This is a genomic window from Bradyrhizobium sp. KZN70725 (assembly GCF_055264925.1).
Genome location: NZ_JBUYWT010000025.1, coordinates 39,598 through 66,047 on the forward strand (window position 1 = coordinate 39,598; position 26,450 = coordinate 66,047).

Consider the following 26,450-nt stretch of genomic DNA (forward strand, 5'->3'; position numbering starts at 1 on the left):
ACCCCGTGCGAACTGGCAGGTGGGCATGCTGCCGCTCGGGCTCACGGCCTGGCACCTGCCCCTCGCGCAATAGCCCCCTTTGCCGCACGCTCGCACGTAATGTGAGAAAGCGCCGGCGTGTCTCGCGTCGATGTTGTTTTCTTGCGGTAGAAGGGCTCGTCGAGGAACGATAGTCGGCGCTTCTATTGAAGCTACACAATCTGCCGCATCTTTGTCAGTCACGCCTTTTCAAACCTGCGCAGACGGGATTTGAGCCCATTTGCATTCAGCGATTTGGGCGGGAAACGCTACGGCACGCGATGTCGCGTTCCGATTTGCGTTCCGGGCTGCCTAGGTTGTGCAGGAAAAAATGGCATACGCGAACGAGGATAGGGATAGTATTTATCGCGGCGCCTCGCGATGCAACAAGCAGAATGCTCTCCAAGCTGGGATTGTCAGACAAGGAGTCTCGGTTGATGAATCGCAGGGCGCGAGATCTTACAACGTGACGCAACGTGAGTTTCAATAGGCGTCGAACCGGTTGAAAAACATTTTTGACTCCACGTTATAAGGATGGACCAGCCTCAATTCCGCCACGCCGCTTGTCTCATTGCGCCAAGCATCGTCACGGATGTACTGATGATGTTGGGGCCGCCCCGGCGCACTTCCAACCCCGGCAGGTGCGTCGGGGCGCTTTGATTCGGCCGCGCCATTGTGAGCGCTGCGAGTTCACCAATTCCCAACCAGGCCGCAGGCTGTGCCGGAATCGCAACGCGCGGGCATTGTCAGCTTCTGTACTCCCTGGCACGTCCAAGTCAGACGATACGCGTCTGTTCTGCTTCAGGGGCTCGGATCGTTCGTTTTGGAATCTTTGCGACCGTTGTCATGAACCTCGGTGGTGCTCGATGACCGCAACGACAGCTGCAGCAAAAGCAGATCCAGCGGCATTTAGGTGCGAACCAACTGCACGCCGGCAATGAGCAGAACCGCCACGAGGATGAACCTAATAGCTGTCTGGCTCAGCCATTTCAGGCCGATAACCGTTCCTGCGACGGCTCCTCCCAGTGCGGCGATTGCGTAAATGGCCGAATCCGAACACGGAAACTGGCCGGTGAAAAGAACTCCGACGAAGCCCACCGTGGAATTCGCTAGGATAAACGGAGGCGACAGCAGGGTGACTTGCCTGGCTGACGCCCAGTTCAGTGTCATGAGCGCGGGCGCCAGGAATACTCCTCCGCCCACGCCGGTCAGACCCGAAACAAACCCGATGACCGCTCCAATGCCCACGCTTCCCCAGAGCGGAGTTTCGAAAATACGATGGGCAACGCGGCCGCGCCGAACGATCATCACAGCGCTCGCCAAAAGGAGGACAAGACCAGTCAATGTCCTGTAAACGTTCTCCCCGAGCACCAGCAAGCTGCCGGCAAGTGCCGCCGGCATTGATGACAATAGAAGCGGCCGGAGCGCTATCCAGTCGATGACTTTGTTGCGGTTTAAGAACCACGTGGAATAACTCGCGACAACAATGTTGAGGCCAAGCGCCGTCGGGCGCATCTCTGTGGAGGGCAAGCTAGAAAACGCCATAAGCGCTAGGAACGCGGTTCCACCGGCTTGGCCAACCATTGCATAGAGCAGTGAGATAATCGCAAAGAACAGAGAAAGCATACTTCACCAACCCTGCGAAAAGTTCTTCGCTTGCCTTGCGCTAATTGCATGCAGTCCCAGTTGTCTTTCCGCGACGGATGAAGTCCAAGCGAGCGCTTAATCGGATGCCGCCCGGCCGCGCGCCGCAGTTGGCACCGGCTAAGGTTCCCACACGATTGCCATTTGTGGATCGGCTTCTTCAATTGCCAGCATCGGTACTTGACCAGGATGTGAAAGTGGTACGCCAGCGCCCGGCTGTTTGAAAGGCGCTTGGAAGCCGCCGCGCCGAGCGGCACTCTTTCCAGGCCGTGGGAGCCTTGCGCAAGTGGCGCTGTCGCGTTTCCTCCAGATGTCGCCATTGCTTCAAGCGCTCGTGCGCCGAAACCGGGCTCTTGCCTTGAATCCCTGGTATCGAGGATTGATTTTTCTGAGGCCGCCAGTTGGTACGACACTTGCTGATCCGCGCCCAGGTCCTCTCCCTTATGGAGATGCGCATGCAAGGTGTCCTCTGCGGCCGGCAGGTGTTGTTTCTGCGCGCATCTCCCATTGCGCACCTGGCGCATGGATCATCTGTGCCTTCAATTCAGGTGCGCTGGACCTCTTCAACGCGCCTGATCCGGCGCCGGGCCGTTATATCACGCGGTCACCTGCTGGTGCGGCTCTTCCGCGTTGCTCGCAGACCGCATTCCCGACGCCGTCGAAGGACGGCGAATGAGCGAAGAATTCGCGACAGCAATTCGCAGGATGGGGAGGAAAAAATGACCTTCCTGTCGGCAGGAAGCAGAAGGCCGATGTCGGAACTGCGAAGGTCGAGCCCGGCACCGCCAAGTTGGCCAACGTGCTCCATCCCGCTTGAATCGCGAAGGTCAACGTTCGGGGTATCATCGCGCCCAACCTTGAGGCAAAGCCAGGCGTCTTTCCGGCGGGACAGTGGCTCCTTACCATTTAATCTGAGTAGAGTCGATCTTGTCACTCATGGCTGCTTTGGCCGCACTATTAAGGCAGCATCGAGGGCACGGACCATCAGACGAACGACAATGCGGTGATCGCCTGCTTGGCCAACGCGTCATCGGCGAGCAGGACCGATCGGACGGAATTTGACGGCGCTTCGGTTGTGGCGTGCCGTCGGGTGTCCGACGAGGATAGCAGCTGGATCCCGGCGTTTGACGGAACAATTATCGCGCCGCAGCTGGCGGAAGGTGAAAAATTCGGGAATGGCGTCTGACGCAGCGGGCGCTCCAGACTTCACGAAGAGCAAACCTGAGAGTTCAGCTCATGGAATGGAATGTGGCTCGGCCTGAAAAAAATGCAATCGAACGCAGCGATGGCGAGCCGGATCGGCGTGCCGAAGCGCCCATCGTGGATCTCTTTAGCTTCACCGAATGCGCAAACCAGACGCATTCGCTGAGAGCGTTGTTCGACCTTCTTGTAAACCGTGCCACCGAGGAAGGATTCAGTGAGGTTGCTTACGGAGCCCTCAACTTCGTCGAGCCGCTTCGGTTGGCTGAGTATCCACCGCCGACTGTCGCTGTGAATTGGCCGCCGGCCTGGTGCGATCGATACTTCAAACGCAAGTACCACACCATCGATCCGGTGGTCCGGCGGACGCCGATGCATTCGCGTCCGTTTCTGTGGGACCAACTCGCTGACCATTATCAGCTTCAACCGGACGAGAGACGCGTATTGGATGAGGCTAGGGAGGCCGGGCTGAAGCATGGCATGAGCGTGCCTTTATTTGGCCCGTTGGGCCAAGTATCTGTGGTGTCCTTTGCATCTCCGTCCGACGATGCTGATCCTCAGAATCGCATCGGTCATCTCAATGCCCTGGCTTCGCTCTTTCACAGCGCCTATGGCGAGATTGCTCGACCCTCTAATGGCGGCTGCGGGAAACAAATTGCATTGTCGCAACGGGAGATCAGTTGCATGCGGTGGGTGGCAGAGGGGAAGTCGTCCTGGGAAATTGGGAAGATCCTAAAAATTAGCGAAAATACGGTCAATTTTCATATCAAGAATGCAATGCGAAAGCTGGGCGCGACCAGCCGGATCCAGGCGACCGCTATAGCCATTCGCCTCAATATTCTTTGAGATCCCATCCTCACCGCCAGGAAGTGCCATTGACGCCAAGCCCTGGTAAGGCTCCTGTCATTCGAACAGCGCTTCGTTGAGACAGGCGACGGAATCTCACGTTGCGTAAGGTTCTGGAGTTCGACGACGCATGTCAAGCCGACTGGCTTGGTATCCTCTGGTGTGCCTGCGGTCTGCTCCGCCAGCCAGTGATCTAAGCCTAGACGAGCTCGAGCCGGTTCCGCTGGCTGGTCGTAAGGCGGTAGGGCAGCATTTCGAGAAAGAACCCCGACCGTTAGTCGGGGCTCTCGATTTAACTTTTGCGCGCGTGGTGTTCGCTATTTTGCAAGCGCTGGGCCGAACTTGTAGTTGAGCCGTGCCGTGACAAGATCGATGTCCTGGTGAACGCGATCGAAGCCAGCGGCCGTGGGGAAGCTTACGTTGCTGCCCTGCATGAACAAGTGATTATACTCGAGGCCAGCCGACCAGTTCGGGCTCAGGCCGACTTCGGCGCCAACGCCGAGCGCGCCACCCCAGCGAACATCGTTGTTCCTGCCAAGCTCGGTGCCAGCAGCCACTGAGTTGACGTGATAGGTGTTGCTGGTCACCGCCGCACCGCCCTTGGCGTAAAGCAGCACGGCATTGAATGCGTAGCCGATGTGGCCGGTGAGCAATCCAAATGCATCTGTCTTGGTGCCAACGGTGTCCGCTGGGAAGGCAGTGCTGACATTGGAGCCGCTGAAGTCGGCCCAGTTGCCCTGACCTTCGATGCCGTACACCGTTCTGAAGATCTGCCAGCGATAGCCGATCTGGCCGCCGACGGTGCCGCCGGTCGAATTATGGCAGCCCTCGGAAGTGACGCCGTTGAAATTCCAGCAATTGTGACTCGATCCCCAGCCGCCATTGAGACCGATATAGTAGCCGCTCCAGTCGTTGATCGGGGCTACCACCGGCAATGTGGCTGCCTTGATGTTGACAGGCTGCCCGGCGAGGTCAGCGCCGAATGTGGGAGTTGCAGCGCTGAGTGCGATGCTTGCGGTCAGAACCAGCAAATTCTTCATTCCAGTGTCATTCCTTTTGATGCCCCCGGCGCCGTGCGTCTTAACAACATGATTGCGAATTGCTGTAACTGAGGCACAACATTCCTCCGCGATAAATGGGTCGAAACGCACGGTGCGTCAGGTTGTGAGGCGCCTAACTTGCGACGCATCGACGGAAATGCAGCGACATTGATAGGGCGCCTCGTGGCGCCTTTACCTGAAGGCGATACGATCGTGATGGCACTGTGCGACGCAATGCTGCGAGCGCATTTGCTGAAACACCGCTACAACCAGGTTCCTGGCGATACGTCCGGCTGCGCGTCGTTCAGCGGGTTTCGTCATGAGCCGCACAGATGAAGGCGTTTTTATCGGGATGGGATTTGAATTAATCTTGGGTGAGGAGTCGTGTGGCGACTTAAGATTGTGGTAACGTCGGAAATGACCCATCAGAGGCATTGATCGATCTAAATTCGGACATCCTGAAGATCCGGAGTGGTATCTGGCGAGCTGTAACTGCTCTTGCCGCGACAGGAGAGCCAATCGAGCCGGCGCGCCGCCAAGATCGTCTGCCGCAGAATGCTGGTCACCGCGCTGGATGAAGCCCGCATCGAAATTGCTGAGACGCATGCCAAGCTGTCAGATAAGGTGCGCATTGTGTCACGTCGAGGCAACGCGCGCTTGTCCCGCCTTCGTTGCCGGTGTGCTCCCGTTTCTATCCTACTGGTGTGGGGACCACGAGAGCTGCACGAGCAGGGCTCTCTGACGCAGTCGTCGGTGTAGAAGAAGATGCGCAGAGAAAACTCAGCTCGACCACGACCTGACCCTTCGGGAGTGACGACACCGTCCCGTTCCTGGCCGATAACAAGGGTGGCGGCCAGCTAGAGGAACGAACCACCTACTGTTTGCTCGGCGACGCCAGTTCCGCTCGTAAATTGCGTATCGCTTCGTTGGCCAGATATAGGGTATTCCGTTCGCCGGTTCTGATCGAACACTCCAGTAATGCTCGCAAGCGGCTGTGAAGGAACGCCTTGAGATGATGCGCCAGAACTGGGTCCTTCTCGACAAAGCGCCACGCTTTTTCAAATGCGATACTTGCGATAGCGTCTGGCGCTTGCACCTGGTCGGATATGACCTGATCCATCTCGAATCTCCTCGACTCCTGGCACAAGGTAAAAGATTCGTCCGAAGCGTACCGACGAGCTGCGGCCTGTCCTGACCGGCAAGAAGTCGGAGCCACAGCCAAAATGTGTGTCGAGCTGCTCGCGGCGCTACAGCGAACTTTATAATGCCGCTTGTTGAATTCCGGATGACCGAATGTCGAAGTGCCGGCGCGAGGCGAACGATTCTGAATTGGCTGAAGAGACCCCGCGTTGACATTTGTCGCTTTGCGCCGCGCATCTTGTTGCCCGGCGTTCGCCCTTCGCCGTTCGCCGGGCCCACACTCCCAAGAGTCAGTCGAACTGCAGCCGTCTTGCGGAGCAGGCCGTTCGCTACCTTCCAAACTTTCAAGGCTAAGAAGTGTTCTGGGAGATGTCGTATGCGCGCTTTATGTCGCGTCCTGCTGTGTGGCTCATTCTCGACAATCCGTTCGTGTGCTTCCCGACATGCGTCACCAGCCCGGCCGCATCCGCCGGTTTCTGCGCACAGCACCACGTTTGCGATGCGATTCTGCTCCGGATGAGTCGCGCCAAAGAAACGGGACAAGCATCGCGACAATTGCGTTGATCTGCCAGGAGCTCGTTCTGGCAACGAAATATCAGGTGGCCCGCAACTTTAGAACAATGCGGCCGCGATCAGGGAGTTAGCTTATGCTGCCAAGATCCGAATATCGGAAGGCGCGGTCAACCGTGCGGTGTCTCGCACGAATATCTCGGATCGTGCGTATCTGCCTTGGAGTAAACTGCGAGCGTGTAAGAAGCCATGATCAAGCGTTTGAAGTGCAGTCCACCGGAAATCGGATGGATGTCGCGCTCCTCCGAAGCGAAATGATCAGCACGTGGAAGCGGCTCACTCACGTAGCGGTGAGCCACGGTCTCGAAGCGGCCTTATCCGTGGGTAGGAGAGCACAGCCACGGTTAGCCCAGCGATGAAGCTTTCGCTGAGCGGCCGTCAATCGCAGAGGAGCAAAGCGGCTCTCAGCCCGCCGCACGTGCCAGAATCAATCTGGCAATCCGCATCTGGTTGGCCGGAGTGCGCAGTGCAGGCGGTAAGGCGGCCACTGCCTGATCGAGAAGGCGCCCCAAGATTTGAAGCTCTTCTGGATTGTAGACGCCATGGTCCCGTCTCATTCGCGCTGCTCGCCCGCTGCCGGGATGGCCACCGGTGCTCGTATCGCCGAGCTGGCCGAGCTCCAGTTCCGCTGATATCATTTCGTTCGTGAGTGCGTTGAGCAGCTGGATTGCCTCGAGCTCGTTGCTTCCTTCGCGTACAAGAGTTGCCACGATATCGAGTTGTAGGTCGATGCGATCCTCAAGGTCTTGCATGCGTGAATTCGAAGGGTCAAGTTCCACAGTGTTGCTCCAGACTAATTAAACGAGATTGACGTGTAGTGTTTGTGTGCGTTCCGGTTTGCGAGGCAGCCGATGCGGTGCGTGACCGAATTGCCGCTGCACAAGACAACTCGCGCATGTGCAACCAAAGAAAGGGACAGGCTGGTCTCGTAGAAAGACCCGAAGGAGGTATGGTCGCTATCGAGCGCTGTGCGCTGCGTGGTAGAACGCTCGTCCTTGATTGAGCTATCGAGCCGGCGCACTCCAAGCTAGCGAACCTCACAGGAACGCCGTTGGCATAGGCAGAGCCCACCAAACAGCGTGGAGCGGATGGGCGGCATGAGAACCCCGCGATCAAAGGGCGTAAGTGGGCGGCTAGTGTTGTCGCATAGCCTTTCGCGTCGCCGAAATCGACGTCAGTACGCGCCGCTGATACCAGCGCGTCCTTAAGGAGGTCAGATGGCTGACATCGCATTGCTTGAGAATCACAACATCGCGGAAGTAACGGGGCTGTCCAGCTGGTCAGGCCGACAAGCCTTGCCGAGGCTGGCGTAAGAGGCAGTGCGCCTGCCTGGCTTCTACGCGACGCACGCATGCAACCCGGCCAATGCGCGTGAGAAGCACCTAATCTTCGGGGACGCCTTTAGGATGACGAAATTGCTGTCGGCGACTTCGAATGAGGGCCATACGGTTCGGCGAGCCATCCGGTTGAAGCTAGGCCGCTGGTGGCGCGGTTTCAAAGGTCGAGGGATATCGTTGGTGATGTTGGCGCGAAAGGCTTGAGCCGGCCTGCGACTTGGCAGAAAGCAAAGGGGGTCCATGGTCACACGAGCTTCGTCAAAGGTGCTTTCCGGAAACCGGTGAGCGACTATGGTGCATTTGGCTGAAATCCGTAAAATCGAAAGTTTTTATGGGATGCATCCAGTCCGCGGATAGCGCGCGACTATCCTTGACCTGCTCTGGACGACGCATAAGACAAGCCCGCATACGGGTTGAGCCGGTTTGTCATGCCAACGCTATTCAACCTGTCATGTCGCTGCCGACGACATCAGCTGCGCGGCCGGCAAAGTGACGCTTGAGATCGCGCCTATATCCTTATGGGTTTGGGATCGCCCGTCGAGCAAGAAAGAACGCCTTGATCGTACGCCAATGGGCACGTACGGCATGCCAAGAAGGGCCGGGCATCCCGCAGTAGCGAAGTTGAATGGACGTTGTCAGCCAAAGCTATCGATGATTTCGGCTCTGATCGCGCTCGCGGTGTATAGTGAAATGTCGAGCGGAAGGTTCCCGAATGCAAGCTGGCAGAGTAGGTAGTTGGTACCTGCCTCTTCCATCTGGTTAAGAAGCTGCTGTCGGGCGGAAGCTGGCGTTCCGACGACGCACAATTGGCTCTCCAGCGCTGCATCGAACGACAGCGGCAGGGTCGGCGGTGTCGGAGTGGCGTTCAACTCGTAAAGGAACTTAAAGCTATCCAGCCATTGTCCATAAGCGGTTTCGGCAGCCGCATGAGCGTCTCCGTCAGATCTCGCAATCACGATCATACGAGCCAACCCTAGGAATGGCTCTCGATCGTCCGCGGCTGTGCAGCGCGCGCGACGGCAACGAAAAGCATCCGTGATGCTTCGGACAGCAGAGGCGGGACCGACACACGCCAGATTTGCACCATTTGCCGCGGCCCATTCCGCCGATTCGGTCCGATTGCTGGCGATCCAGGTCGGCGGATAAGGGCGCTGATGAGGCCTCAAGGTTAAGGGTACACTGTTCAGCTCGAAATGGCTTCCTTGGTAGGATAACGTATCGCTCTTCAGCGCAACATTTAAGATCTCGCTGGCTTCCATATAGCGGCTTGGCGCCGCGCCTGCGCTGATGCCGAAATAGCCCCATTCGATCGGCTGGGAGCCGCGCCCGATACCGAGTTCGAGCCTGCCGCCGCTCAATTGATCAAGCATGCAGATCTCTTCGAACGCGCGCAATGGATGATAGAGGTTGAGCAACAGAACAAGCGGACCAAAGCGAAGCCTCCGGGTGCGCTGCGCAAGACTTGCTAGAAACAGGTTCGGCGAGGGCCCTCTGCCATGAGGGGTGCAGTGGTGCTCCGCCAGGTGATAAGCGTAAAAGCCCAGAGAATCACACGCCTCCGCCAGCTTGAGGCGATCTTCATACTGTCGCGCAATGGCGCGGCCGTCGTCGTCCAAGTGGTCAAAGATTGCGCATGTCAGTCTTGAGGGAAGGCCGCTTTTCACTCGATTATCTCCGATTTTGGAATGGGAGTCCTTGTTGCTTTGTGCCGTCGGCCTCAAAGACGTGGCGTGCATCACTTGGCCGATCTAGCTGTTCTGCAAGAGCTAACGCTCTGGGCTTGCGCCGTGCAGCGTGGGCGTGAGAACCTGCATATTGGTTGCGACTACTTTGATAGGAGTTCGCGAAGTGCATCCACGCCAAGCATGTGCTCGACCAGAAGCTTCTTTAGCTTCGCGTTCTCCTCTTCCAGGGCGTTCAACCGCTTGGCGGCCGAAACGTCCATGCCGCTGAACTTGGCCTTCCAGTCGTAGATCGTCGCTTCGGAGATCTTGTGTCTGTGAGCTAGATCAGCCGGTTTCGCACCAGTCCCTTGCTCGTTCAGTATCGCGATAATTTGCTCTTCTGTGAATCTCGGTCGTTTCATCTGTCCGTTCCGTTTTGCACAGCACTTGCACTCGAAGTGCAGGCAATATGCAATGTGACATCATCTGTCGTCGGCGCCCTTACGAAGCTTGGCTCAAAACACGCAGTAGATATTCCGAGTTTTCGCGATGTCAGATGGAGCGTCCCATCCTTCATGCCAGATGGATCGGCGGCTGTGCCCTAAAGTGGAACAAGTTCCAAGGATGCGCAGTCGGAAAGGAGAGCTGATCGAAGTCATTACGATAATATTCTCAATGTTGTAACTCTGCCCGATTGTCGAGGCGCCATGCCCGAATTGCCGGCTGCCGGAATCAATGTGAGGTTGTTATCGGCAATTCGCTTCGCAACGAGCGGCGTTGCATCAAACTGCCCGGCGGTGGGATCGCGTTCACACAGACCTTAAGTTTGACGTCAGTCGCTTGGATCGGTCGAGGCGCTGGCAGAATTGACAAGGAACGCGCTGGCGAAACAGCGATTGGATCGCAATCGCGTTCGCGCAATGTGAGGTCGCCGGAAGTTGGGAAGTGAGGTTGCATTTGTCAGCATGCGCGGTCGACGGAGAGATTGCCGCGGCGGTTTGGTTGTCATGGCTGCTGTCGCATGAGCGGAGCGACGCAGCATTCCCAATCAGGCTGTTGCGGATGTTTGGCAGTGGAGCGTCGCAAGAACTGGCCTTAATCGGAATGCTATTTGTCTACCATCGGACGTAGCTCCTCCTCCACGTCGACGTCTGGTAATTCTGCGAGCGCTGCAGCGAGGGCGACAAGCGCTCCGAAAGCCGCGAGCACAAGAGAGCTCGCGAGTATAACGGCAGCAAGGTCCTGATGTCGTTTCATCATCTGTATCGGTGGCTGGGTTGGCGGAGAAGGGCTGTGGATCGCGTCGATCAGTTCTGGTCGAGCGCTTCAACACGCCCGTCGAGCCAGCGGTAAACCACAAAGCCTGGGCCTGCATTGTCTCCCTTGGTATCGAACCTGACCGGACCAACGGCTGTTTCGATCGACCGTGAACGGAGTTCGGTTGCGACCCGCGCAGCATTGAGGGAATCGGCCCGCTTCACCGCCTCTGCCCACGCCTGAACTGCCGCATAGGCGTAAAGTGTGTAGCCTTCGGACGACAGCTCGGAAGCCTTGAGTTTGGCCACGGCGTCGGCCGCATTGGCATTCGTTGCCACGTCGGGCATAAAGGTAAATAGCGTACCGTTTCCCGCGCTGCTGGTGATGCCCCAGAATTCGGAGGTCATCAACGGGTCGTTGGCCATGACGGTAAGGCCGGCCTTTGCTTCTGATGCCTGACGGATGATCAGCCCAATCTCGGTGTGATAACCGCCGATATAGGCGAGGCGTACCCCGTCCTTCTTCAATCTAGAGATCAGCGCCGTATAATCCTTTTCACCGGCTATATAGCTCTGCCGAATGACGTGTTCGCCGAATCCCTGAAGCTGTGCCTCAACCGCATCGGCGACACCTTTGCCGGCGGTGCTCTTGTCGTCGAGCACTGCGATCTTGTCGCTATGGTAATGTCGGTGAATGTATTCAGCCGCAACGGTGCCCTGCTGGTCGTCGCGGCCGCAGATCCGAAACACGGTCTCGATGCCGCGTTCCGTTAGCTGAGGATTTGTCGAACCAGGTGACAATTGGATGATACCTGCTTCGGCATAGACGTCGGAGGCTGGGATGGACGAAGACGAGCAAAAATGGCCGACGACCAGACGCACCTGAGCCATTGCGAGCTTATTTGCAACGGCGACCGCTTGCTTCGGGTCGCAGGCGTCATCAGCGACACTCAGTATCACCTTGGTGTCGGGAAGCAGGCCCGAAGCGTTCAATGCCTCGACAGCCGCGGCGGCGCCGTTGCGCATCTGCGCGCCGAACGCCGCGCTGCTTCCGCTCATTGGGCCGGCCACGGCAATATGAACGTCCGAAGCCCACGCAGTCGAGGCGAGGGCACAGAAAAGGAAGGCTGCACCTGCAGCTGGAGTGTAACGCCTATTCAACACTGCAGAACTCCTAGTGCTCACCTCGATCTAACCCCAACTGTCTGCGGCCAGCACGGGCCCGCAGGTCGAAGGATCGCCAAGCGAAGCATGCGTCAGATCGGGCAACGACCATGGCGGAGCCTACAATTTGACGTTACGTGCGATTCAAGCCTTTCTTGAACGGGAGCTTCGCTTAATGCATCAGAGAAAGCGGCGGATCGCCGAGACCCTCGCAGAAAATCTGACCGGTGATTGGTAAAGCTGCCGCCGGGCATCAAAGCCGGCAGATCACGCGGAACCGCCATGACGATCGAGCCGGCCAAGCGGACTGGTCAAGCCGTCCCCGAAGCCGCCTTGTGTTTTCAGTATGGCTGATCCTCCAGGCCGGTGAGGGCAAGATCGAGATATTGCATGAGGCAGGGATCCCAACCAGCCAAACTGCGTGGGGCGCTTAGGCGTGCAAGGACCTTCAGGATCGTCGAAACCCGAGAATCCGCTCCAGCGATTTCGCCGATCAGCAGGCGCGCGGCAATCGCGACGGCTTTCGCGCGCTCGCCGCAAGGGTGTTCACCTCTATCCATACAATCGCGGAGGTCGTCCCGAATGCGTCGCCATCGCTCCTCGCGTTCTGCAGCCAACTTGCATGTGCATCGGGATGTTTGACTACGTGTCTCAACCCGCGACATGGCGTCCAAGGTGGCAGGTAGCTCATCCACGCTGACCTGAACGTCACTGTCGGTCGTCATGTTGCGCAATCGATCTCGCAACAGCGTTGCTCGAGCAACTTGAAGCTCTATACGCTCCAAATGCTTTCGCAATAGGTCGATCAGTGAAGTCGTTCCCTCCATAGCTTTACGGATCTCGTAAAGGGAGAAGCCGAGCTCGCGTAGCGCCCGGATCTGATGAACCCGCTGGACGCTTTCGCGGTCGTACATCCGATGGCCGCCGTCCGTGCGCTCTGAAGCGGCTAACAGGCCGGTGTGTTCATAATGATGCAGCGTGCGTACCGTCACTCCGGTCGCTTCCGCAAGTTCGCCAATGCGCCATCGACGCCGTCTTGGTGTAGCTTTGCTCATGTTGTTCAATTTCAAAGCCTACAACCTGACGTCACGTTGGATTCAAGCCATTTCAAAGCTCTAGCTGGATCGTCTTCCATTCCAGCGCAGGTGTGGTGACTATCCTTAGAACGGCGCGCGATCAACCCTTGGGGGAAATGGTGATCAACAGGTTCGTTAAGCATGTCAGCTGGGTATTGCCGGCCGCTGTACGCTCCAGGATGAGTTTGGCGATCGCCGTTCGATTTTCCGGAGTTCGCATTGATGGCGGCAGCGCGGAGACTGCCCTGTCAAAAAGACTTCCTAAGACAGAAAGCTCTTCGGGATCGAATACTCCACTGTATTGCTCCAACGTACGGCTCCTTGTTCGTCATTGCGTCGGCATGGCGCACCTCGTCAAGAGGTTTGGCCGAGGTGCGGCCAAAAGAAGTCAGACCGGCGGCGCAGAGAGACGAAGATGCGATGCGCTCTCGGGTGATGCGACAGAGCAACACGCACGTGCGATGCCTTGCTTGGACGGAGCGAGTCCAACATTCATATGCCCAATCAATCGGCACTGCGTTCACTGTCGTGGTGCTGGGTTCTCCGACGAGTCCGAACCGTCCGCTCATTGCGAGCGCCACGACCGATTCGCCGTGTTGATGCGATTAGCCGCCGAGCCGATCCTGCCGTATCGAGGGCGGCGCGGCCGCAAGCCGGGCTTGCAATGCGCCAGCGTAGCTTTGGCGCGGGCACGTAGCGGCCTCTCTGTCTCTCAAAGCCGGGGCTAATGCTCGAGCGACCGCTTTACGTCGAGCCTGTCGCCGGTGCGAGAAGCACGGCCTCGGGCTTGTGACGGTCGCCAACTATGAGGAGCTTTGACGAGAGACAACGAGTTCGAGCGAGACGATTCGAAATTGCACGCGTTGGGACACGGTCCGGGTGCCGGGTTCGCTCACGTTTGCCAACGTCCTTACGCTAACGGCGAGACCGATCCTGCGGAGCTGCCGGCATCATCTGCTTGCTCCGAACCGCTAATGCTGAATACCTCTTCACGCGCAGTTGTCATGCGAGCTGCCTCCTGCAGCAATATCTCCCGCAGCCAGACGCATTCTGGGTCGCTGTTATTAAGGACTGGCCATTGGACTGCCTCGGTGAAGGTGGGGAATGGCTGGGGAAGCGTGGCAATCCGGAGCGGCGCGGTTCTTTGAAAATGCTTTGCGAGCCTTAAGGGTATGGTCCCTATGCGGCCCGTGCCCGCTAGCAGGGGCGGGATCATGCTGAAGCTCTGCACAAGAATATCGATGCGCCGATTGAGCCCGAGATCGTGCAACAAGGAATCCTCGAGGAAGGTCTTGCGTGGGCCTCCGAGCTTGACCGCAACGTGGCCCATCGACATATACCGATCAAATGTCAACCGCCTCAGTAGGTGACTATTCGTGTGGCAGCCCACGCAAACGAGGCTCTCCTCGAACAAGGCCGCTCTGGGGTACGTACCGGACATGAATAGTTCCGGCAGGATGACAAAATCGACCTCGCCGCGCCGAAGTAGCTCATCGTGCTCATCGGTGAGCGTTACCAGCTCGAACCTGACATTGGGTGCTTCTCGCGCGACGCGCTCCACCACGTGGCGGAAGAATACGACGGTTATGAAATCTGACAGGCAGATCCTGAACCGCCGGTTCGATCGGGCAGGGTCGAAGGCCTCCCGTGCAATAATCGAGTGCTGAATGTGCATCAGCGCCTCACGAACCGGAGCGGCAAGTCCCTCCGCGCGTGGGGTCAGGACAAGTTCCCGTCCTCTCATTACAAACAACTCGTCACCAAAATAGAAGCGCAGTCGGGCGACAGCTGCACTCATAGCGGGCTGGCTAAGGCTGATCTTACGTGCCGCTGCAGTCAGGCTGCGCTCGGTCATTAGAGCATCGAGCGCGACGAGAAGATTTAGATCCAGTCCTTTGAAACGCATATCTTCTTGTCCGGCGCAAACGTGCTTGCGGTGTATAAAAGACCGGCCGCGGCTACGTCTGGGGCGGCCTCACCGGCTCGTCCGAATCGGTTTCGTCCTACCTTGCGATCGCGAGAGGAAGGTCGCGGAATCATCGCAACAATGGACAGTTCGGCCGTTGGCGGACATCATAGGCCGGAAACCGTTACAAGGCCGAAGCTAATAGGCTCGCCGCTCCGGCGCGCCTCGTAACAAGATCCGGTCGTTAACTATTGGCACCAGTCCAAGTTGTTCCGCCAAAGCCGTGAGTTCGGCTGTGCGCCCGGTCGACCGCCGCTTAACGCAGCGCGAGCCAAGGCGCGCAGCCTACAACCTCACGCAGCGTGGGATTCAAGCGAATAATTGAACGTGCCCGGACATTTGCGCACCAATAAGGATTATGTACCGCAGCAACGCTGCACGTCCGTCGACCTGTATCGCCGCTATCCCAATCTCAGCCGGAACATTATTACGCGCTCGACCTGCCAAGCCCTCGGAGCGCTTCGTCATCTAACGTCAGGCGTCTGCCACATCGCGCGTCGAGAAATGGAAAGCGTCGGCGGAGAATTAATGGCGTGCCGCCATACTCGAGACACGGCCGGAATCGCCTTATGCTGAACTTAACATCGCCTGCGAGTAGATGTCTCGAGATGCCCCGATGCGATGTTGGACGCCTCTTCCAACAATATTCGCCTCATCCAAACACTCGCTGGGTCGGTGTTGTGAAACGCGGGCCATTGCAATGCTTCGGTGAATGTGGGCAGAGGCAAGGGTGGTGCGACAATCCGCACGGGCATCCGCTTTTCGAAGTGCCTAGCGAGTCGCAAAGGCATCGTGCCGATACGGCGGGTGTCCAATATTATGGGTGGGATAAGGCTAAAGCCTTGCACTACCACCTCGATCCGTCTCTTTAGGCCGCGTTCAAGCAAAAACCATTCTTCCAGGTTGGGCCTCTGCGCCCGTCCGAATTTGGCCGTAACGTGACCCATCGAAAGGTATTTTTCGAATGTCAGTTGGCGTGACAGCTGCTTGTTCGTGCGGCATCCCACGCATACGAGAGTCTCGTCGAACAGCGTCGCCTTGGGATGAGCGCTCGACATAAACAACTCCGGCAGAATGAGAAAGTCGACCTGTCCCCGGCGGAGCAACTCGTCGGGCTCATCCGAAAAGGGCAGCAATTCAAAGCGCACAGCCGGGGCTTCCTGTGCGATACGGTCCATAATTCGTCGAAAAAAGACGATTGTCATGAAATCGGAGAGAATGACCCTGAAGCGACGGCTGGACTGAGCAGGGTCGAACGAATCTCGCGAAATAATCGAAATTTGAATGTGCAAGAGGGCCTCGCGAACGGGACCCGCGAGCGCTTCCGCGCCCGGTGTCGGGACGAGCTCTCGACCGCGCATCGTGAAAAGTTCATCGCCGAAGTAGGTGCGCAGCCGCGCGATTGCCGCGCTCATAGCGGGCTGGCTCAGGTTAATTGTACGCGCCGCGGCGGTGAGGTTGCGCTCGGTCATCAGAGCATCGAGCGCAACGAGCAGGTTTAGATCGAGTCCTTTGAATCGCATCGTTTGAGTCTATCCATCGTGTGGATGCATTCTATCGAAACAATCGATTTTACCAAACTGCGGGATGTTGGATAGCAAACATCAGTTTGGAAAATGGTCGGAACACCAGGATGGCTGTCGGTCGTGCGCGGGCTCTGGACAACCCCTTGAACGCGAGCGGCTTCTGTCGGCTTCTTGGGCGGCTATTCAACGCGAAGGCGTACGAGTGGCGTCGGTCTTGACCAGCGCAACCCGCGTATCCGTTGCAACGCGAAGCGCTCGGTAAACCTTCGTATGTGTATTCCAACCCTTTCCATATCGGCGGTTTACCCGCGTACACTTGAGGGCCGGATCAGCATCGCCCTAGTGTCGCGATACAGCGGCAGGCGCAGATTGCGGATGCCAAATAGATCTGGCGACAGTCCATTGGCTCGACTGTCAATCGCATTCGGGGCGTGTCGTAGATGCATGAGAACCAAGTTGATCTGCTGTCATTGGGACGCTCTCTCAACGAGGTGGTCCGCATCGATGGTCCGGTCACTGGCGGCAAAGCGCCGATGGCCGCCATAGACGAGGCAGAAGGGCTCCATGGTGCAGATAACATCTGCACGATCAAACCGCCCCGTCCGTACGCCTTCGGCACAGCATTCGGTCGGAATGACAAGCCTCAACGGAGCGACCAGCTGATCGCACACAAAGGCGCCACCCCAAGCGATCTGCTCCGGCGCCGCGCGCGCAAAGGAGAACCGGCATCCAACAAAACGCGAGGGCGCATTTCTCGATCGATCTGCGTCCGGTGAGTGAGTTTGCGTGACTGACCCCGCTCTTGAGATTACTCGCGTAGGAAAGCCTGCCATGGACATTGTCGCATCTCGCACCGCGTTAGCTCCTTCTGCGCGTACTCAGGTTCATTGGAGCGTTCGCTGGGAAAACGAGCTGCGGCTTACCGAGCATGCCGAGCTCGCCGAATTTTTTCGCAAGAGTTACGGGCCGACCGGTGCTTTCAATGCGCAGCCATTTGAAGGCAGCAGAAGTTGGGCCGGCGCCAGGCCTGAGGTCCGCGTGATTGGTCGCGACGCCCATGGTGTAGCTGCTCACGTCGGACTACTGCGCCGCTTCATCAAGATTGGTGCAGTCGATCTACTCGTGGCTGAACTTGGGCTGTATGCCGTGCGGCCGGATCTCGAGGGACTGGGTATCAGCCACGCGCTGCGGGTGATGTATCCTATACTGCACGAACTTGGAGTCCCGTTCGGCTTCGGGACGGTCCGGCCCGCGCTTGAGAAGCATCTTACCCGACTGGTGCAAAGACAGGGCCTCGCGACCCTCATGTCGGGCCTTCGCGTCCGCTCCACGCATCCGGATGTCTACCCCAATTTGTCGCCGATCCGCATCGAAGAGGTGATCGTGGTCGTGTTCCCGGTTCAAAGCGCGATCAGCGAGTGGCCCGCCGGCGCAATGATCGATCGGAACGGGCCTGAGCTGTGAAAGAACTTGTCCCCGTGTCTGCCGTTCCTTGCGACTACGCTGATGTGAGCGGAAGCTTCCCTGTCTATTTGACCTTTGACGATGGGCCAAATCCATTCTGCACGCCAGAGGTTCTCGATGTGTTGACGCAACATCGGGTGCCAGCGACGTTCTTTGTGATCGGTACCTACGCAGCCGAGCAGCCCGAGCTCATTCGGCGGATGATCGCGCAAGGCCACGAGGTGGCGAACCACACGATGACGCATCCGGATCTGTCCAGATGCGGGCCGGCTCAGGTGCGCGGCGAGGTGCTAATGGCCAGCGAGGCGATTCGTTCGGCATGTCGGCAGGCCGCGCCCAGGCACATGCGGGCCCCCTACGGTAAATGGACCGAAGAGGTGCTCGCTACGTCGGCACAGGCTGGCCTTACGGCTGTGCACTGGTCGGTCGATCCGAGAGATTGGTCCCAGCCCGGGGTGGACAGAATTGTGACTTCGGTACTCGGAGCCGTTCGACCGGGTTCAATTGTTCTCCTGCACGACGGATATCCTCCTGATGAGGACGGGCCGTGCGCTGATGCAACTCGGCGAGATCAGACGGTTAGAGCGCTCTCTTACCTGGTTCCAGCACTACAACGCCGCGGCTTCGTGATCCGCCCGCTCCCTCAGCTTCACTGAACAACAACTGGCACCCTATGGACCTGCTCGCTACAACCAGCGCCGTCGCGGTTTCGTCTTACGCGCTGCTCTCGACCATCTACAAAAGTACGCAGGCGCTGTATGCGCGGCGGGGGAATGCCCCATCGTTGCGGAACGATCTGGGACAATCCGCGCAGGCTCTGCCAAGTGTGGATATTATCGTGCCTTGCTTCAACGAGAAGCCGGACACACTCGGCCAGTGTTTGGAGTCGCTCGCCAGTCAAGACTACGAAGGAGAGCTACGGGTCTATGTGGTCGACGATGGCTCGGCAAATCGCGACGTTGTGGGGCCTGTACATAAGATTTATGCCAACGATGCGCGCTTCAGCATCATCTTGCTTGCCAGGAATGTTGGCAAGCGCAAAGCGCAGATCGCCGCAATACGCGGCTCGTCCGGTGACTTGGTGCTTAACGTCGATTCGGATACGATACTGGCCGCCGACGTCGTCACCAAGCTTGCGGCGAAGATGCGGGACCCCGACATTGGTGCCGCGATGGGCCAGTTGGTAGCGAGCAATCGCAACGATACATGGCTGACCAGTCTGATCGACATGGAATACTGGTTGGCGTGCAACGAAGAGCGCGCGGCGCAAGCTCGGTTCGGTGCGGTCATGTGCTGCTGCGGTCCATGTGCGATGTATCGTCGCTCTGCTCTTGCCCTGCTGCTTGATCAATACGAAACGCAATTCTTTCGCGGCAAGCCGAGTGATTTCGGCGAAGATCGCCATCTGACGATCCTCATGCTCAAGGCGGGGTTTCGAACCGAGTATGTTCCGGACGCGATTGCGGCAACGGTTGTCCCTGACACTCTCGGGCCATACTTGCGTCAGCAGCTGCGCTGGGCGCGCAGCACCTTTCGCGACACGTTTCTCGCATTGCGTCTGCTGCCGGAACTCGACGGCTACCTCACACTGGACGTTGTCGGACAGAATCTTGGCCCACTGCTACTCGCCCTTTCAGCACTGGCTGCGCTTGCCGAGCTTGCAGTCGACGGATCTGTACCCTGGTGGACAGGCCTGACCATCGCGGCGATGACGATGGTTCGGTGCAGTGTAGCTGCACTTCGGGCGGGGGAGTTGCGATTTCTCGGCTTCTCGCTCCACACACCGATAAACATCTTTCTTCTACTGCCACTCAAAGCGTATGCCCTTTGTACATTGAGCAACAGCGATTGGCTGTCGCGCACGATCGTCAACGAGCCAACTGAAGGAGATGAGCAGGCGGTCATGCCGGTGCCGAACAGTGCAGCAGGTCCTGTGGCTACAGGGGTGGCTTCTGGCACAATTCCGAAGCCGGCGGTTTCTCACCGTCCATCGCGCTTGGCGGCGCCGGAGAGCATTTGCGGTCGGAAACGATCGCGCGCGTATAAGTAGGTCGATCGGCGCATGACTGTGTACAAGAACCATCAATTACTGGAACGCGAACTCGCTGTGGATGATCCATGGCATCTCGACAGCAGTGCGTTCGAGCAGGAACGGTACGCGCAAATGCTCCGGATGTCGTCATGCAATGGGGCTGTCGAGCATGCCCTCGAAGTCGGATGCGCAGCCGGGGCATTCACGGAAATGCTTGCACCGCGTTGCCAACGCCTAACGGTGGTCGATGTCATGCCGCAGGCGATCGAACGAGCGCGCCTGCGGACCGGGCATCGGTCACATATAAATTGGATAACGTGCAATATTCAGCAGTTTTCGACCACAGAGAAGTTCGATCTGATCGTCGTCGCCGAGGTTCTCTACTATCTCAATGACGTTTCCGAGATGCACGCGGCGGTCCGCAACCTGGTGAGCATGCTTGCCCCAGACGGCGCTCTGGTGTTCGGGTCCGCGCGTGATGCCACCTGTCGACACTGGGGTCATGCCGCTGGTGCCGAGACGGTGATCTCTCTCTTCAAGGAGAGCCTGGTGGAGGTGGAGCGTCTGCACTGCCAATCCACGTCGGTCAACGAAGACTGCTTGCTCGTCCTGTTCCGGAAGTCGGGGCAGTCGTTAAAACACTCAATTGTCGGTCATTAGATCAGGGGGTCGTATGCGCATCTGCGGCATCAAATTAACACATGACGGCGCAATTGCTCTCGTCGAGGACGGGCGGCTCGTCTTTTGCACCGAGCAGGAAAAGCGCGGCAACAACCCACGCTATCAATCCATCGACAACCTCGATGAGGTCGTGCGTGCGTTGGCGGAGCATGGTCTTGATCCGCGAGACATTGATCAGTTCGTCATCGATGGCTGGGATGGAGAGATCGAGTCGCGGTTCCAGGTCCTTAGTGGGGCGGTGCCGATCACGCTGAAAGGGGGGCCATATGTCGAGCGTCATGCTGAGGGCCTTCTTGATTCCGTCGAAGGCTTTGGCCTGATCCTCGGCGACAAGGTCTTTCCCTATAAAAGTTACCCGCACGTCACGGGCCACGTTGCGTCGGCCTATAGCACCAGCCCCTTTGCCAGCACCGGAAAACCCGCGTTCTGTCTGGTATGGGACGGCTCCATCTTTCCCCGCCTTTACTATGTCGAACCTCGCGGCGCGCGGCTCGTGGGATCCCTGTTTCCCATGATTGGTCAGCTCTATGCTGCCGCCGGCCTTCACTTCGGGCCATACAGGCAGCCGAACCGCACCAGCTGGGATTTGGGCATCGCCGGCAAGCTGATGGCGTACATCGCGCTCGGCTCTGTCGACGAAGGCGTTGCCGCAGTTTTTCAAGAACTCTACGAGAAGCGCTTCGCCGCGGACACGGAGCAGGCTCGTCGCTACCGCGCGGACATCCATAATCCGGAAGCATTACTTGCAGCCACGCACGAGTTTTTCGAGGCAAGCGCATTGCGCCTTACGGGCAAACGAGCGGAGGACATCCTTGCCTCGTTCCATATGTTCCTGGAACGTCTTCTGGTTCGGGAAATCGCGATGGCTCTGTTGCAGCACTCCTCTCTTCCGGGCGCGCGCAATCTATGTGTGGCAGGTGGGTGCGGTCTCAACATCAAGTGGAATAGTGCGCTTCGCGCGACGGGCCTGTTCGATGAGGTGTGGGTGCCGCCTTTCCCGAATGACAGCGGCTCGGCAATAGGTGCTGCTTGCGCGGCGATGGCGGCGCGAAATGGGTTTGGACCGTTGGAATGGTCTGTTTACAGCGGTCCGGCTCTGCAGGCCTCCGATGGGTTGTCGGAATGGGAGGCCGAGCCGTGCAGTCTGCGCGAGCTTGCCGCCATTCTCGCCGACAACAAGCCGGTAGTGTTCCTGTCCGGGCGCGCCGAGCTGGGTCCGCGAGCGTTGGGCGGCAGAAGTATTCTGGCGGCTCCGACGTCACCGGCGATGAAGGATCATCTCAACGACATTAAGTGTCGTGAGCACTTCCGACCGGTGGCGCCGATCTGCTTGGAGGATCGCGCGCCAGAGATATTCAACCCAGGTACGCCGGACCCCTACATGCTGTTCGATCATCAGACCAGGGAGGAATGGTGCGACAAGATCCCCGCTGTCATCCATCTGGACGGTTCGGCGCGGCTGCAGACAATCTCCCGCAGCTCTCCACATAAAGTCGCTGAGCTTCTCGTCGAATTCGAGCGCCTTACGGGGCTTCCGTTGCTCTGCAACACGAGCGCGAACCTGAACGGGCGTGGATTCTTTCCGGACGCCGCGGCGGCCTGTCAATGGGGGCGCGTTGAGCATGTGTGGTGTGATGGCCAGCTCTGGACCAAGCCGGTCGTAAGGAAGCAACCGCCGGCTAAACGGCTCCAGTCGGCCTAAGATGAGCATGTCCACGGTAGCAATCGACCTTGCCGGCGTCAGAAAGTCATTTGGCGGCAGAACTATCGTCGATGAACTGTCGTTCTCGGTTGCCCGCGGAGAGTGCTTTGGTCTACTCGGGCCAAATGGAGCCGGCAAGAGTACGATCGCCCGTATGCTCCTCGGCATGATCTCGCCGGATGCAGGCAAGATAATGGTACTCAATGAACCAGTACCGGCGCGCGCGCGTGTCGCGCGCATGCGGGTCGGTGTCGTACCACAGTTCGACAATCTTGAGCTTGAGTTTACCGTACGCGAGAATCTGCTGGTGTTTGGTCGTTATTTCGGCATGAGCGCCCGCAAGATCGAAGCCGTCGTACCATCGCTGCTCGAGTTCGCGCGGCTCGAAACCAAGGCGGACGCACGGGTCTCAGAACTGTCGGGTGGCATGAAGCGGCGATTGACCTTGGCACGCGCGCTAATAAATGACCCGCATCTGCTCGTAATGGACGAGCCGACGACTGGTTTGGATCCGCACGCCCGCCACCTGATTTGGGAGCGTCTGCGAGTTCTACTTGCGCGGGGCAAGACAATTCTCTTGACCACTCACTTTATGGAAGAGGCCGAACGCCTGTGCGATCGGCTGTGTGTCCTCGAGGGTGGACGCAAGATCGCCGAAGGCAAGCCAGATGCGCTAATCGACGAGCATATCGGCTGCAACGTGGTCGAAATCTATGGAGGTGATCCACGTCAGCTCTGCGAGCTGATCAGGCCCCATGCGCGGCACATCGAAGTGAGTGGAGAGACCCTCTTCTGTTATGCGCCATCTCCGGAGCAGGTCCGCGTGCAACTGCGGGGGCGAGCGGGTCTTCGCATTCTGCAGCGACCGCCGAATCTCGAAGACGTATTTTTGCGGCTGACCGGACGCGAGATGGAGAAGTGAGTGATGGGTGAAAGTTATGCGGCGGTGATGCCTGCTAACGCGTATAACTGGATCGCGGTATGGCGTCGGAACTTCCTAGCATGGAAGAAAGTTGCGCTTGCATCGATTCTCGGCAACCTCGCAGATCCCTTGACCAATCTGTTTGGCCTCGGCTTTGGCCTTGGACTGGTCGTGGGGCGTGTTGAGGGGACGTCGTACATCGCGTTCCTGGCGGCAGGCATGGTCGCGACCAGCGCCATGACGTCCGCGACCTTTGAAACCATGTATGCAGCCTTTGCACGCATGGACGCCAACCGTACTTGGGAAGCAATCCTCTCCACTGAGCTCACGCTTGGCGATATCGTTTTGGGTGAATTGGTGTGGGCGGCCAGTAAGTCCGTTCTGGCCGGAACAGCGATCGGGATCGTCGCCGTCACGCTGGGTTATGCATCATGGCTATCCATTCTGTATGCGATGCCAACAATCGCCCTTACTGGCCTTGTCTTCGCCAGCCTGGCAATGGTCGTCATATCTCTTGCGCCAAGTTACGATTACTTCGTTTTTTACCAGACACTTGTCCTCACTCCTATGGTGTTTTTGTGTGGCGTCGTCTTTCCGACGAGCCAACTGCCCGGCTCATTTCAGCATTTCGTCGGCTTGTTGCCTCTCGCACATTCGGTCGACCTTATTCGCCCAACGATGCTTGAGCGCGGTGTCGACAGTGCTGCCCTGCATGTCGCTGCGCTCTGCGTTTACACGGTCTTGCCCTTTTTTGCGTCGACAGCACTATTTCGGCGCCGTCTGCTGCGTTGACGTGAGTTCAGCGAGAATGGAGAAATTCACTGCGATGCAATGTCACGATGCGTTCTGCGCTAGCTCGGGATGACCTGGTCTGTCGCAGCAGCCACTGCAATGGACTTAAGCGATCGAGCAAGGTCTACGGCCATCTGTCCGGTCGATCGGTGCGGACGCCAGCACCGTTACTTTCTAAGCGCCTGTCGCTAGGCGCCGAGACGGATTTTGCAAGGTAGTATTGTGCTGTCTGGCTCGCGCACCCGACGGAGCGTGACCGCACAGATTAGATAGGTGGGACGCAGTTGGCGTTCCCGTCATGATCAAATGGAGAACGGGATGTTGTGCCTGGGATTGAGTGGCGGTCTTGACAGAATCTATGAAAACTCGTCGGAGCTGCCGAGTACATTTCTTCACGACGGCGCTGCGGTTCTTGTGCAGGATGGCCGCGTGATTGCTGCTGTCGAAGAGGAGCGCCTCAACCGCGTCAAGCACTCCAACAAGTTGCCGAGCAATTCCATCCGATACTGCCTTTCTACCGCAGGAGTTGAGCTCGGCGAGATCGACCGTATCGCGTTCTACGCCACTGAAGCCTACTGCAATACCATGCTCGAGCGCCTTTCTGTTTCCCAGCCCGTTCCGTTGGACGCCAAACTGTTGATGCGCCAGCTGCTGGCACGGGAGTTCGACGCCGAGATCGATCCGTCGCGGCTTTCCTTCGTGAATCACCACGAAGCGCACGCCGTGAGCGCGTTTGCCATGTCCGGGTTCGAACAAAGTCTCGTTTTTGCGATCGACGGTAGTGGCGACTTTCTCTCCGGCTTATTGGCGGTGGGGTCTGGCACCGAAATTGCGCAACTTGCAAGCTTCCCGGAACATAACTCCTTGGGGCTCTTCTATCTCAAGACGATCCGATATCTCGGCTACGGGTTGTTCGACGAGTACAAAGTGATGGGGCTTGCCCCGTATGGTGATCCCGCTCCCTATCGCGAGCTCTTCGCGCAGCTCTACGAGTTGTTGGACAACGGTGGCTATCGCGTTCACCTGGATCGAATCGCTCCGGCCCTGGTCCGCCACATCGAGGTTCGGCGAAAAGAAATGCCATTCACCCAACAGCATCGAGATGTCAGCGCTTCGCTGCAGGAGGTGCTGGAGCGGATCGTGTTTCACATCCTGCGGCACCATCGTGAAGCGACGGGCATGACACGCTTGTGCCTGGCTGGAGGAGTAGCCCATAATTGCACGCTGAACGGTAAGCTGCTTTATTCCGGGCTATTTGATGACATCTTTGTTCAACCCGCGGCGCACGACGCCGGTTGTGCGCTGGGCGCTGCATTGATCGTGTCAAACGAGCTGGGCAGGCCGGCGCCGCGTGAGCGACTGCCGGACGTCTATTGGGGTCCCGATCTCGGCAACGAGCAAGCCATAGAGCGTGAGCTCAACGCATGGTCAGGCCACCTCGACATTCAACGAAGTGATGACATAGCATCCAGTGCGGCAGACTGGATGGCAAATGGCGCTGTAATCGGCTGGGTTCAGGGCCGCTCTGAGTTCGGCCCACGCGCGCTTGGTAACCGCAGCATTCTTGCGGACCCGCGGCCAGCCGATAACAAGAAACGAATTAACGAGATGGTCAAAAAGCGCGAGAGTTATCGTCCGTTTGCGCCGTCTGTGCTGGTTGAGGATGCGAGGGAGTTCTTCGAGCTTCCAGGCGGCACGAGGGAGCTGCCGTTCATGAACTTTGTGGTTCGCGTGCATGAAGCCCAGCGTAGCGTGCTCGGTGCTATCACGCACGTTGACGGGACCGCTCGGCTGCAAACGGTGTCGCGCGAGACCAACCCCGCTTATTGGGATTTAATCAACGCGTTCAAGAAGCGAACTGGAATACCGATTCTTCTAAACACGTCGTTTAACAACAATGCCGAGCCGATCGTTGATTCGGTGTCAGACGCGATCGTTACGTTCTTGACGACCGATTTGGACGGACTTGTGGTCGGGCCGTTCCTGGTCAAGAAGCGGACGGCAACATTGCAGGATTGGAGTGCACTGGGCGTTTCATTGCCACCCTATGCATCGCTTCATCGTGTCCGCTCTCACGTAGCGGTAGATCGTCAGGAGACGGTCTGCGAGATCCGCACGGGACATTCCGCCCGCGATAGTATGCGTATCTCACATGAGCTTTTCGAGATCTTGATGCGGGTCGAGGGCGAGGCGTCGCTCGGCGGGCTGCTCGACGCAACCATGCCGGGCCAGGCCAAGCGTGAAGATCTCGTGAAGGAATTGCGGCTCGTGTGGGAGCTGCGAGGCATTCGTCTGCATCCGCCGCGCGCGGCTTGCGGCCGCAACACAGTGTAAAGCGAAACATAGCCGGAACTCATGAGCATGGCCATGTCGATGCCTGCATGGAGGAGGCCAGGCCATCCGACGCACG

At 58.1% G+C, this 26,450-nt stretch carries 20 protein-coding genes and 1 pseudogene; 10 read left to right on the top strand and 11 right to left on the bottom strand.

The annotated features are described in order from the left end of the window. Nucleotides 1-927: 927 nt before the first annotated feature. Nucleotides 928-1,644 (bottom strand): sulfite exporter TauE/SafE family protein, encoded by a 717-nt coding sequence (locus tag ACZBJS_RS23250; protein ID WP_229157652.1) that lies wholly within the window; start codon nucleotides 1,642-1,644, stop codon nucleotides 928-930. A gap of 1,338 nt (nucleotides 1,645-2,982) precedes the next feature. Between ACZBJS_RS23250 and ACZBJS_RS23255 the strand changes: the two genes are divergently transcribed. Continuing rightward, nucleotides 2,983-3,708: a helix-turn-helix transcriptional regulator gene (locus ACZBJS_RS23255; RefSeq protein WP_463439283.1), complete on the top strand. Its 726-nt coding sequence runs from the start codon at nucleotides 2,983-2,985 to the stop codon at nucleotides 3,706-3,708. 317 nt (nucleotides 3,709-4,025) lie between these two features. On the opposite strand, the gene ACZBJS_RS23260 is transcribed toward ACZBJS_RS23255, so the two are convergent. From ACZBJS_RS23260 to nodD1, 10 genes and pseudogenes are all read right to left on the bottom strand, one after another. Next, nucleotides 4,026-4,748, bottom strand: a complete 723-nt coding sequence (locus tag ACZBJS_RS23260) for an outer membrane protein (protein WP_463439284.1) — start codon at nucleotides 4,746-4,748, stop codon at nucleotides 4,026-4,028. An 874-nt stretch (nucleotides 4,749-5,622) separates the two neighbouring features. After that, the gene (locus ACZBJS_RS23265; RefSeq protein ID WP_229157655.1) at nucleotides 5,623-5,868 is read right to left on the bottom strand and encodes a hypothetical protein; all 246 of its coding nucleotides are present in this window, start codon (nucleotides 5,866-5,868) and stop codon (nucleotides 5,623-5,625) included. A 994-nt stretch (nucleotides 5,869-6,862) separates the two neighbouring features. Then, nucleotides 6,863-7,210, bottom strand: coding sequence for a NolY (locus ACZBJS_RS23270; RefSeq protein WP_229157657.1), 348 nt, complete (start codon nucleotides 7,208-7,210; stop codon nucleotides 6,863-6,865). A 1,220-nt stretch (nucleotides 7,211-8,430) separates the two neighbouring features. Next, entirely contained in the window at nucleotides 8,431-9,411 is a 981-nt protein-coding gene (locus tag ACZBJS_RS23275; protein WP_463439238.1) for an LLM class flavin-dependent oxidoreductase, read from the bottom strand. Nucleotides 9,412-9,623: 212 nt separating this feature from the next. Next, nucleotides 9,624-9,881, bottom strand: a pseudogene (locus ACZBJS_RS23280) (transposase); the annotation flags it as partial. An 885-nt stretch (nucleotides 9,882-10,766) separates the two neighbouring features. Continuing rightward, the gene (locus ACZBJS_RS23285; RefSeq protein ID WP_463439239.1) at nucleotides 10,767-11,774 is read right to left on the bottom strand and encodes a branched-chain amino acid ABC transporter substrate-binding protein; all 1,008 of its coding nucleotides are present in this window, start codon (nucleotides 11,772-11,774) and stop codon (nucleotides 10,767-10,769) included. Nucleotides 11,775-12,220: 446 nt separating this feature from the next. After that, nucleotides 12,221-12,934: a MerR family transcriptional regulator gene (locus ACZBJS_RS23290; RefSeq protein WP_194295372.1), complete on the bottom strand. Its 714-nt coding sequence runs from the start codon at nucleotides 12,932-12,934 to the stop codon at nucleotides 12,221-12,223. Nucleotides 12,935-13,055: 121 nt separating this feature from the next. After that, the gene (locus tag ACZBJS_RS23295) at nucleotides 13,056-13,265 is read right to left on the bottom strand and encodes a hypothetical protein (protein WP_463439240.1); all 210 of its coding nucleotides are present in this window, start codon (nucleotides 13,263-13,265) and stop codon (nucleotides 13,056-13,058) included. A gap of 600 nt (nucleotides 13,266-13,865) precedes the next feature. Continuing rightward, entirely contained in the window at nucleotides 13,866-14,861 is a 996-nt protein-coding gene (locus ACZBJS_RS23300) for a LysR family transcriptional regulator (protein ID WP_463439241.1), read from the bottom strand. 638 nt (nucleotides 14,862-15,499) lie between these two features. Beyond that, entirely contained in the window at nucleotides 15,500-16,444 is a 945-nt protein-coding gene (gene nodD1, locus ACZBJS_RS23305; protein WP_463439242.1) for a transcriptional regulator NodD1, read from the bottom strand. A gap of 443 nt (nucleotides 16,445-16,887) precedes the next feature. On the opposite strand from nodD1, the gene ACZBJS_RS23310 reads away from it, so the two are divergent. The 9 genes from ACZBJS_RS23310 to ACZBJS_RS23350 all read left to right on the top strand — a co-directional run bounded on the left by ACZBJS_RS23310 (nucleotide 16,888) and on the right by ACZBJS_RS23350 (nucleotide 26,374). Beyond that, entirely contained in the window at nucleotides 16,888-17,223 is a 336-nt protein-coding gene (locus tag ACZBJS_RS23310; protein WP_463439243.1) for a hypothetical protein, read from the top strand. A 55-nt stretch (nucleotides 17,224-17,278) separates the two neighbouring features. Continuing rightward, nucleotides 17,279-17,911 carry a NodA family N-acyltransferase gene (locus ACZBJS_RS23315; protein WP_463439244.1) on the top strand — a complete coding sequence of 211 codons (633 nt, stop codon included), beginning with the start codon at nucleotides 17,279-17,281 and terminating at the stop codon, nucleotides 17,909-17,911. Further along, nucleotides 17,908-18,567: a chitooligosaccharide deacetylase NodB gene (nodB, locus tag ACZBJS_RS23320; RefSeq protein WP_456817186.1), complete on the top strand. Its 660-nt coding sequence runs from the start codon at nucleotides 17,908-17,910 to the stop codon at nucleotides 18,565-18,567. The genes ACZBJS_RS23315 and nodB overlap by 4 nt, the downstream gene beginning before the upstream one ends. A gap of 17 nt (nucleotides 18,568-18,584) precedes the next feature. Continuing rightward, entirely contained in the window at nucleotides 18,585-19,961 is a 1,377-nt protein-coding gene (gene nodC, locus ACZBJS_RS23325) for a chitooligosaccharide synthase NodC (protein ID WP_463439245.1), read from the top strand. Between the two features lie 12 nt (nucleotides 19,962-19,973). After that, complete coding sequence (gene nodS / locus ACZBJS_RS23330; RefSeq protein WP_463439246.1) at nucleotides 19,974-20,603, top strand: nodulation methyltransferase NodS; 630 nt, start codon at nucleotides 19,974-19,976, stop codon at nucleotides 20,601-20,603. Nucleotides 20,604-20,616: 13 nt separating this feature from the next. Further along, complete coding sequence (nodU, locus tag ACZBJS_RS23335) at nucleotides 20,617-22,326, top strand: nodulation protein NodU (protein WP_463439247.1); 1,710 nt, start codon at nucleotides 20,617-20,619, stop codon at nucleotides 22,324-22,326. Between the two features lies 1 nt (nucleotide 22,327). Further along, nucleotides 22,328-23,248 (top strand): nodulation factor ABC transporter ATP-binding protein NodI, encoded by a 921-nt coding sequence (gene nodI, locus ACZBJS_RS23340; RefSeq protein ID WP_463439248.1) that lies wholly within the window; start codon nucleotides 22,328-22,330, stop codon nucleotides 23,246-23,248. A 3-nt stretch (nucleotides 23,249-23,251) separates the two neighbouring features. Further along, nucleotides 23,252-24,040 (top strand): ABC transporter permease, encoded by a 789-nt coding sequence (locus ACZBJS_RS23345; protein WP_463439249.1) that lies wholly within the window; start codon nucleotides 23,252-23,254, stop codon nucleotides 24,038-24,040. 318 nt (nucleotides 24,041-24,358) lie between these two features. Then, nucleotides 24,359-26,374: a carbamoyltransferase family protein gene (locus ACZBJS_RS23350; RefSeq protein WP_463439250.1), complete on the top strand. Its 2,016-nt coding sequence runs from the start codon at nucleotides 24,359-24,361 to the stop codon at nucleotides 26,372-26,374. Nucleotides 26,375-26,450: the final 76 nt, after the last annotated feature.

Excerpts from the sequence above, each read along its gene's own strand:
- ACZBJS_RS23250 (WP_229157652.1), bottom strand. The coding sequence starts at position 1,644 with ATGCTTTCTCTGTTCTTTGCGATTATCTCACTGCTCTATGCAATGGTT.
- ACZBJS_RS23260 (WP_463439284.1), bottom strand. The coding sequence starts at position 4,748 with ATGAAGAATTTGCTGGTTCTGACCGCAAGCATCGCACTCAGCGCTGCA.
- ACZBJS_RS23265 (WP_229157655.1), bottom strand. The coding sequence starts at position 5,868 with ATGGATCAGGTCATATCCGACCAGGTGCAAGCGCCAGACGCTATCGCA.
- ACZBJS_RS23270 (WP_229157657.1), bottom strand. The coding sequence starts at position 7,210 with ATGCAAGACCTTGAGGATCGCATCGACCTACAACTCGATATCGTGGCA.
- ACZBJS_RS23285 (WP_463439239.1), bottom strand. The coding sequence starts at position 11,774 with ATGAGCGGAAGCAGCGCGGCGTTCGGCGCGCAGATGCGCAACGGCGCC.
- ACZBJS_RS23290 (WP_194295372.1), bottom strand. The coding sequence starts at position 12,934 with ATGAGCAAAGCTACACCAAGACGGCGTCGATGGCGCATTGGCGAACTT.
- ACZBJS_RS23300 (WP_463439241.1), bottom strand. The coding sequence starts at position 14,861 with ATGCGTTTCAAAGGACTGGATCTAAATCTTCTCGTCGCGCTCGATGCT.
- nodD1 (WP_463439242.1), bottom strand. The coding sequence starts at position 16,444 with ATGCGATTCAAAGGACTCGATCTAAACCTGCTCGTTGCGCTCGATGCT.
- ACZBJS_RS23310 (WP_463439243.1), top strand. The coding sequence starts at position 16,888 with ATGCATGAGAACCAAGTTGATCTGCTGTCATTGGGACGCTCTCTCAAC.
- ACZBJS_RS23315 (WP_463439244.1), top strand. The coding sequence starts at position 17,279 with ATGGACATTGTCGCATCTCGCACCGCGTTAGCTCCTTCTGCGCGTACT.
- nodC (WP_463439245.1), top strand. The coding sequence starts at position 18,585 with ATGGACCTGCTCGCTACAACCAGCGCCGTCGCGGTTTCGTCTTACGCG.
- nodS (WP_463439246.1), top strand. The coding sequence starts at position 19,974 with ATGACTGTGTACAAGAACCATCAATTACTGGAACGCGAACTCGCTGTG.
- nodU (WP_463439247.1), top strand. The coding sequence starts at position 20,617 with ATGCGCATCTGCGGCATCAAATTAACACATGACGGCGCAATTGCTCTC.
- nodI (WP_463439248.1), top strand. The coding sequence starts at position 22,328 with ATGAGCATGTCCACGGTAGCAATCGACCTTGCCGGCGTCAGAAAGTCA.
- ACZBJS_RS23345 (WP_463439249.1), top strand. The coding sequence starts at position 23,252 with ATGGGTGAAAGTTATGCGGCGGTGATGCCTGCTAACGCGTATAACTGG.
- ACZBJS_RS23350 (WP_463439250.1), top strand. The coding sequence starts at position 24,359 with ATGTTGTGCCTGGGATTGAGTGGCGGTCTTGACAGAATCTATGAAAAC.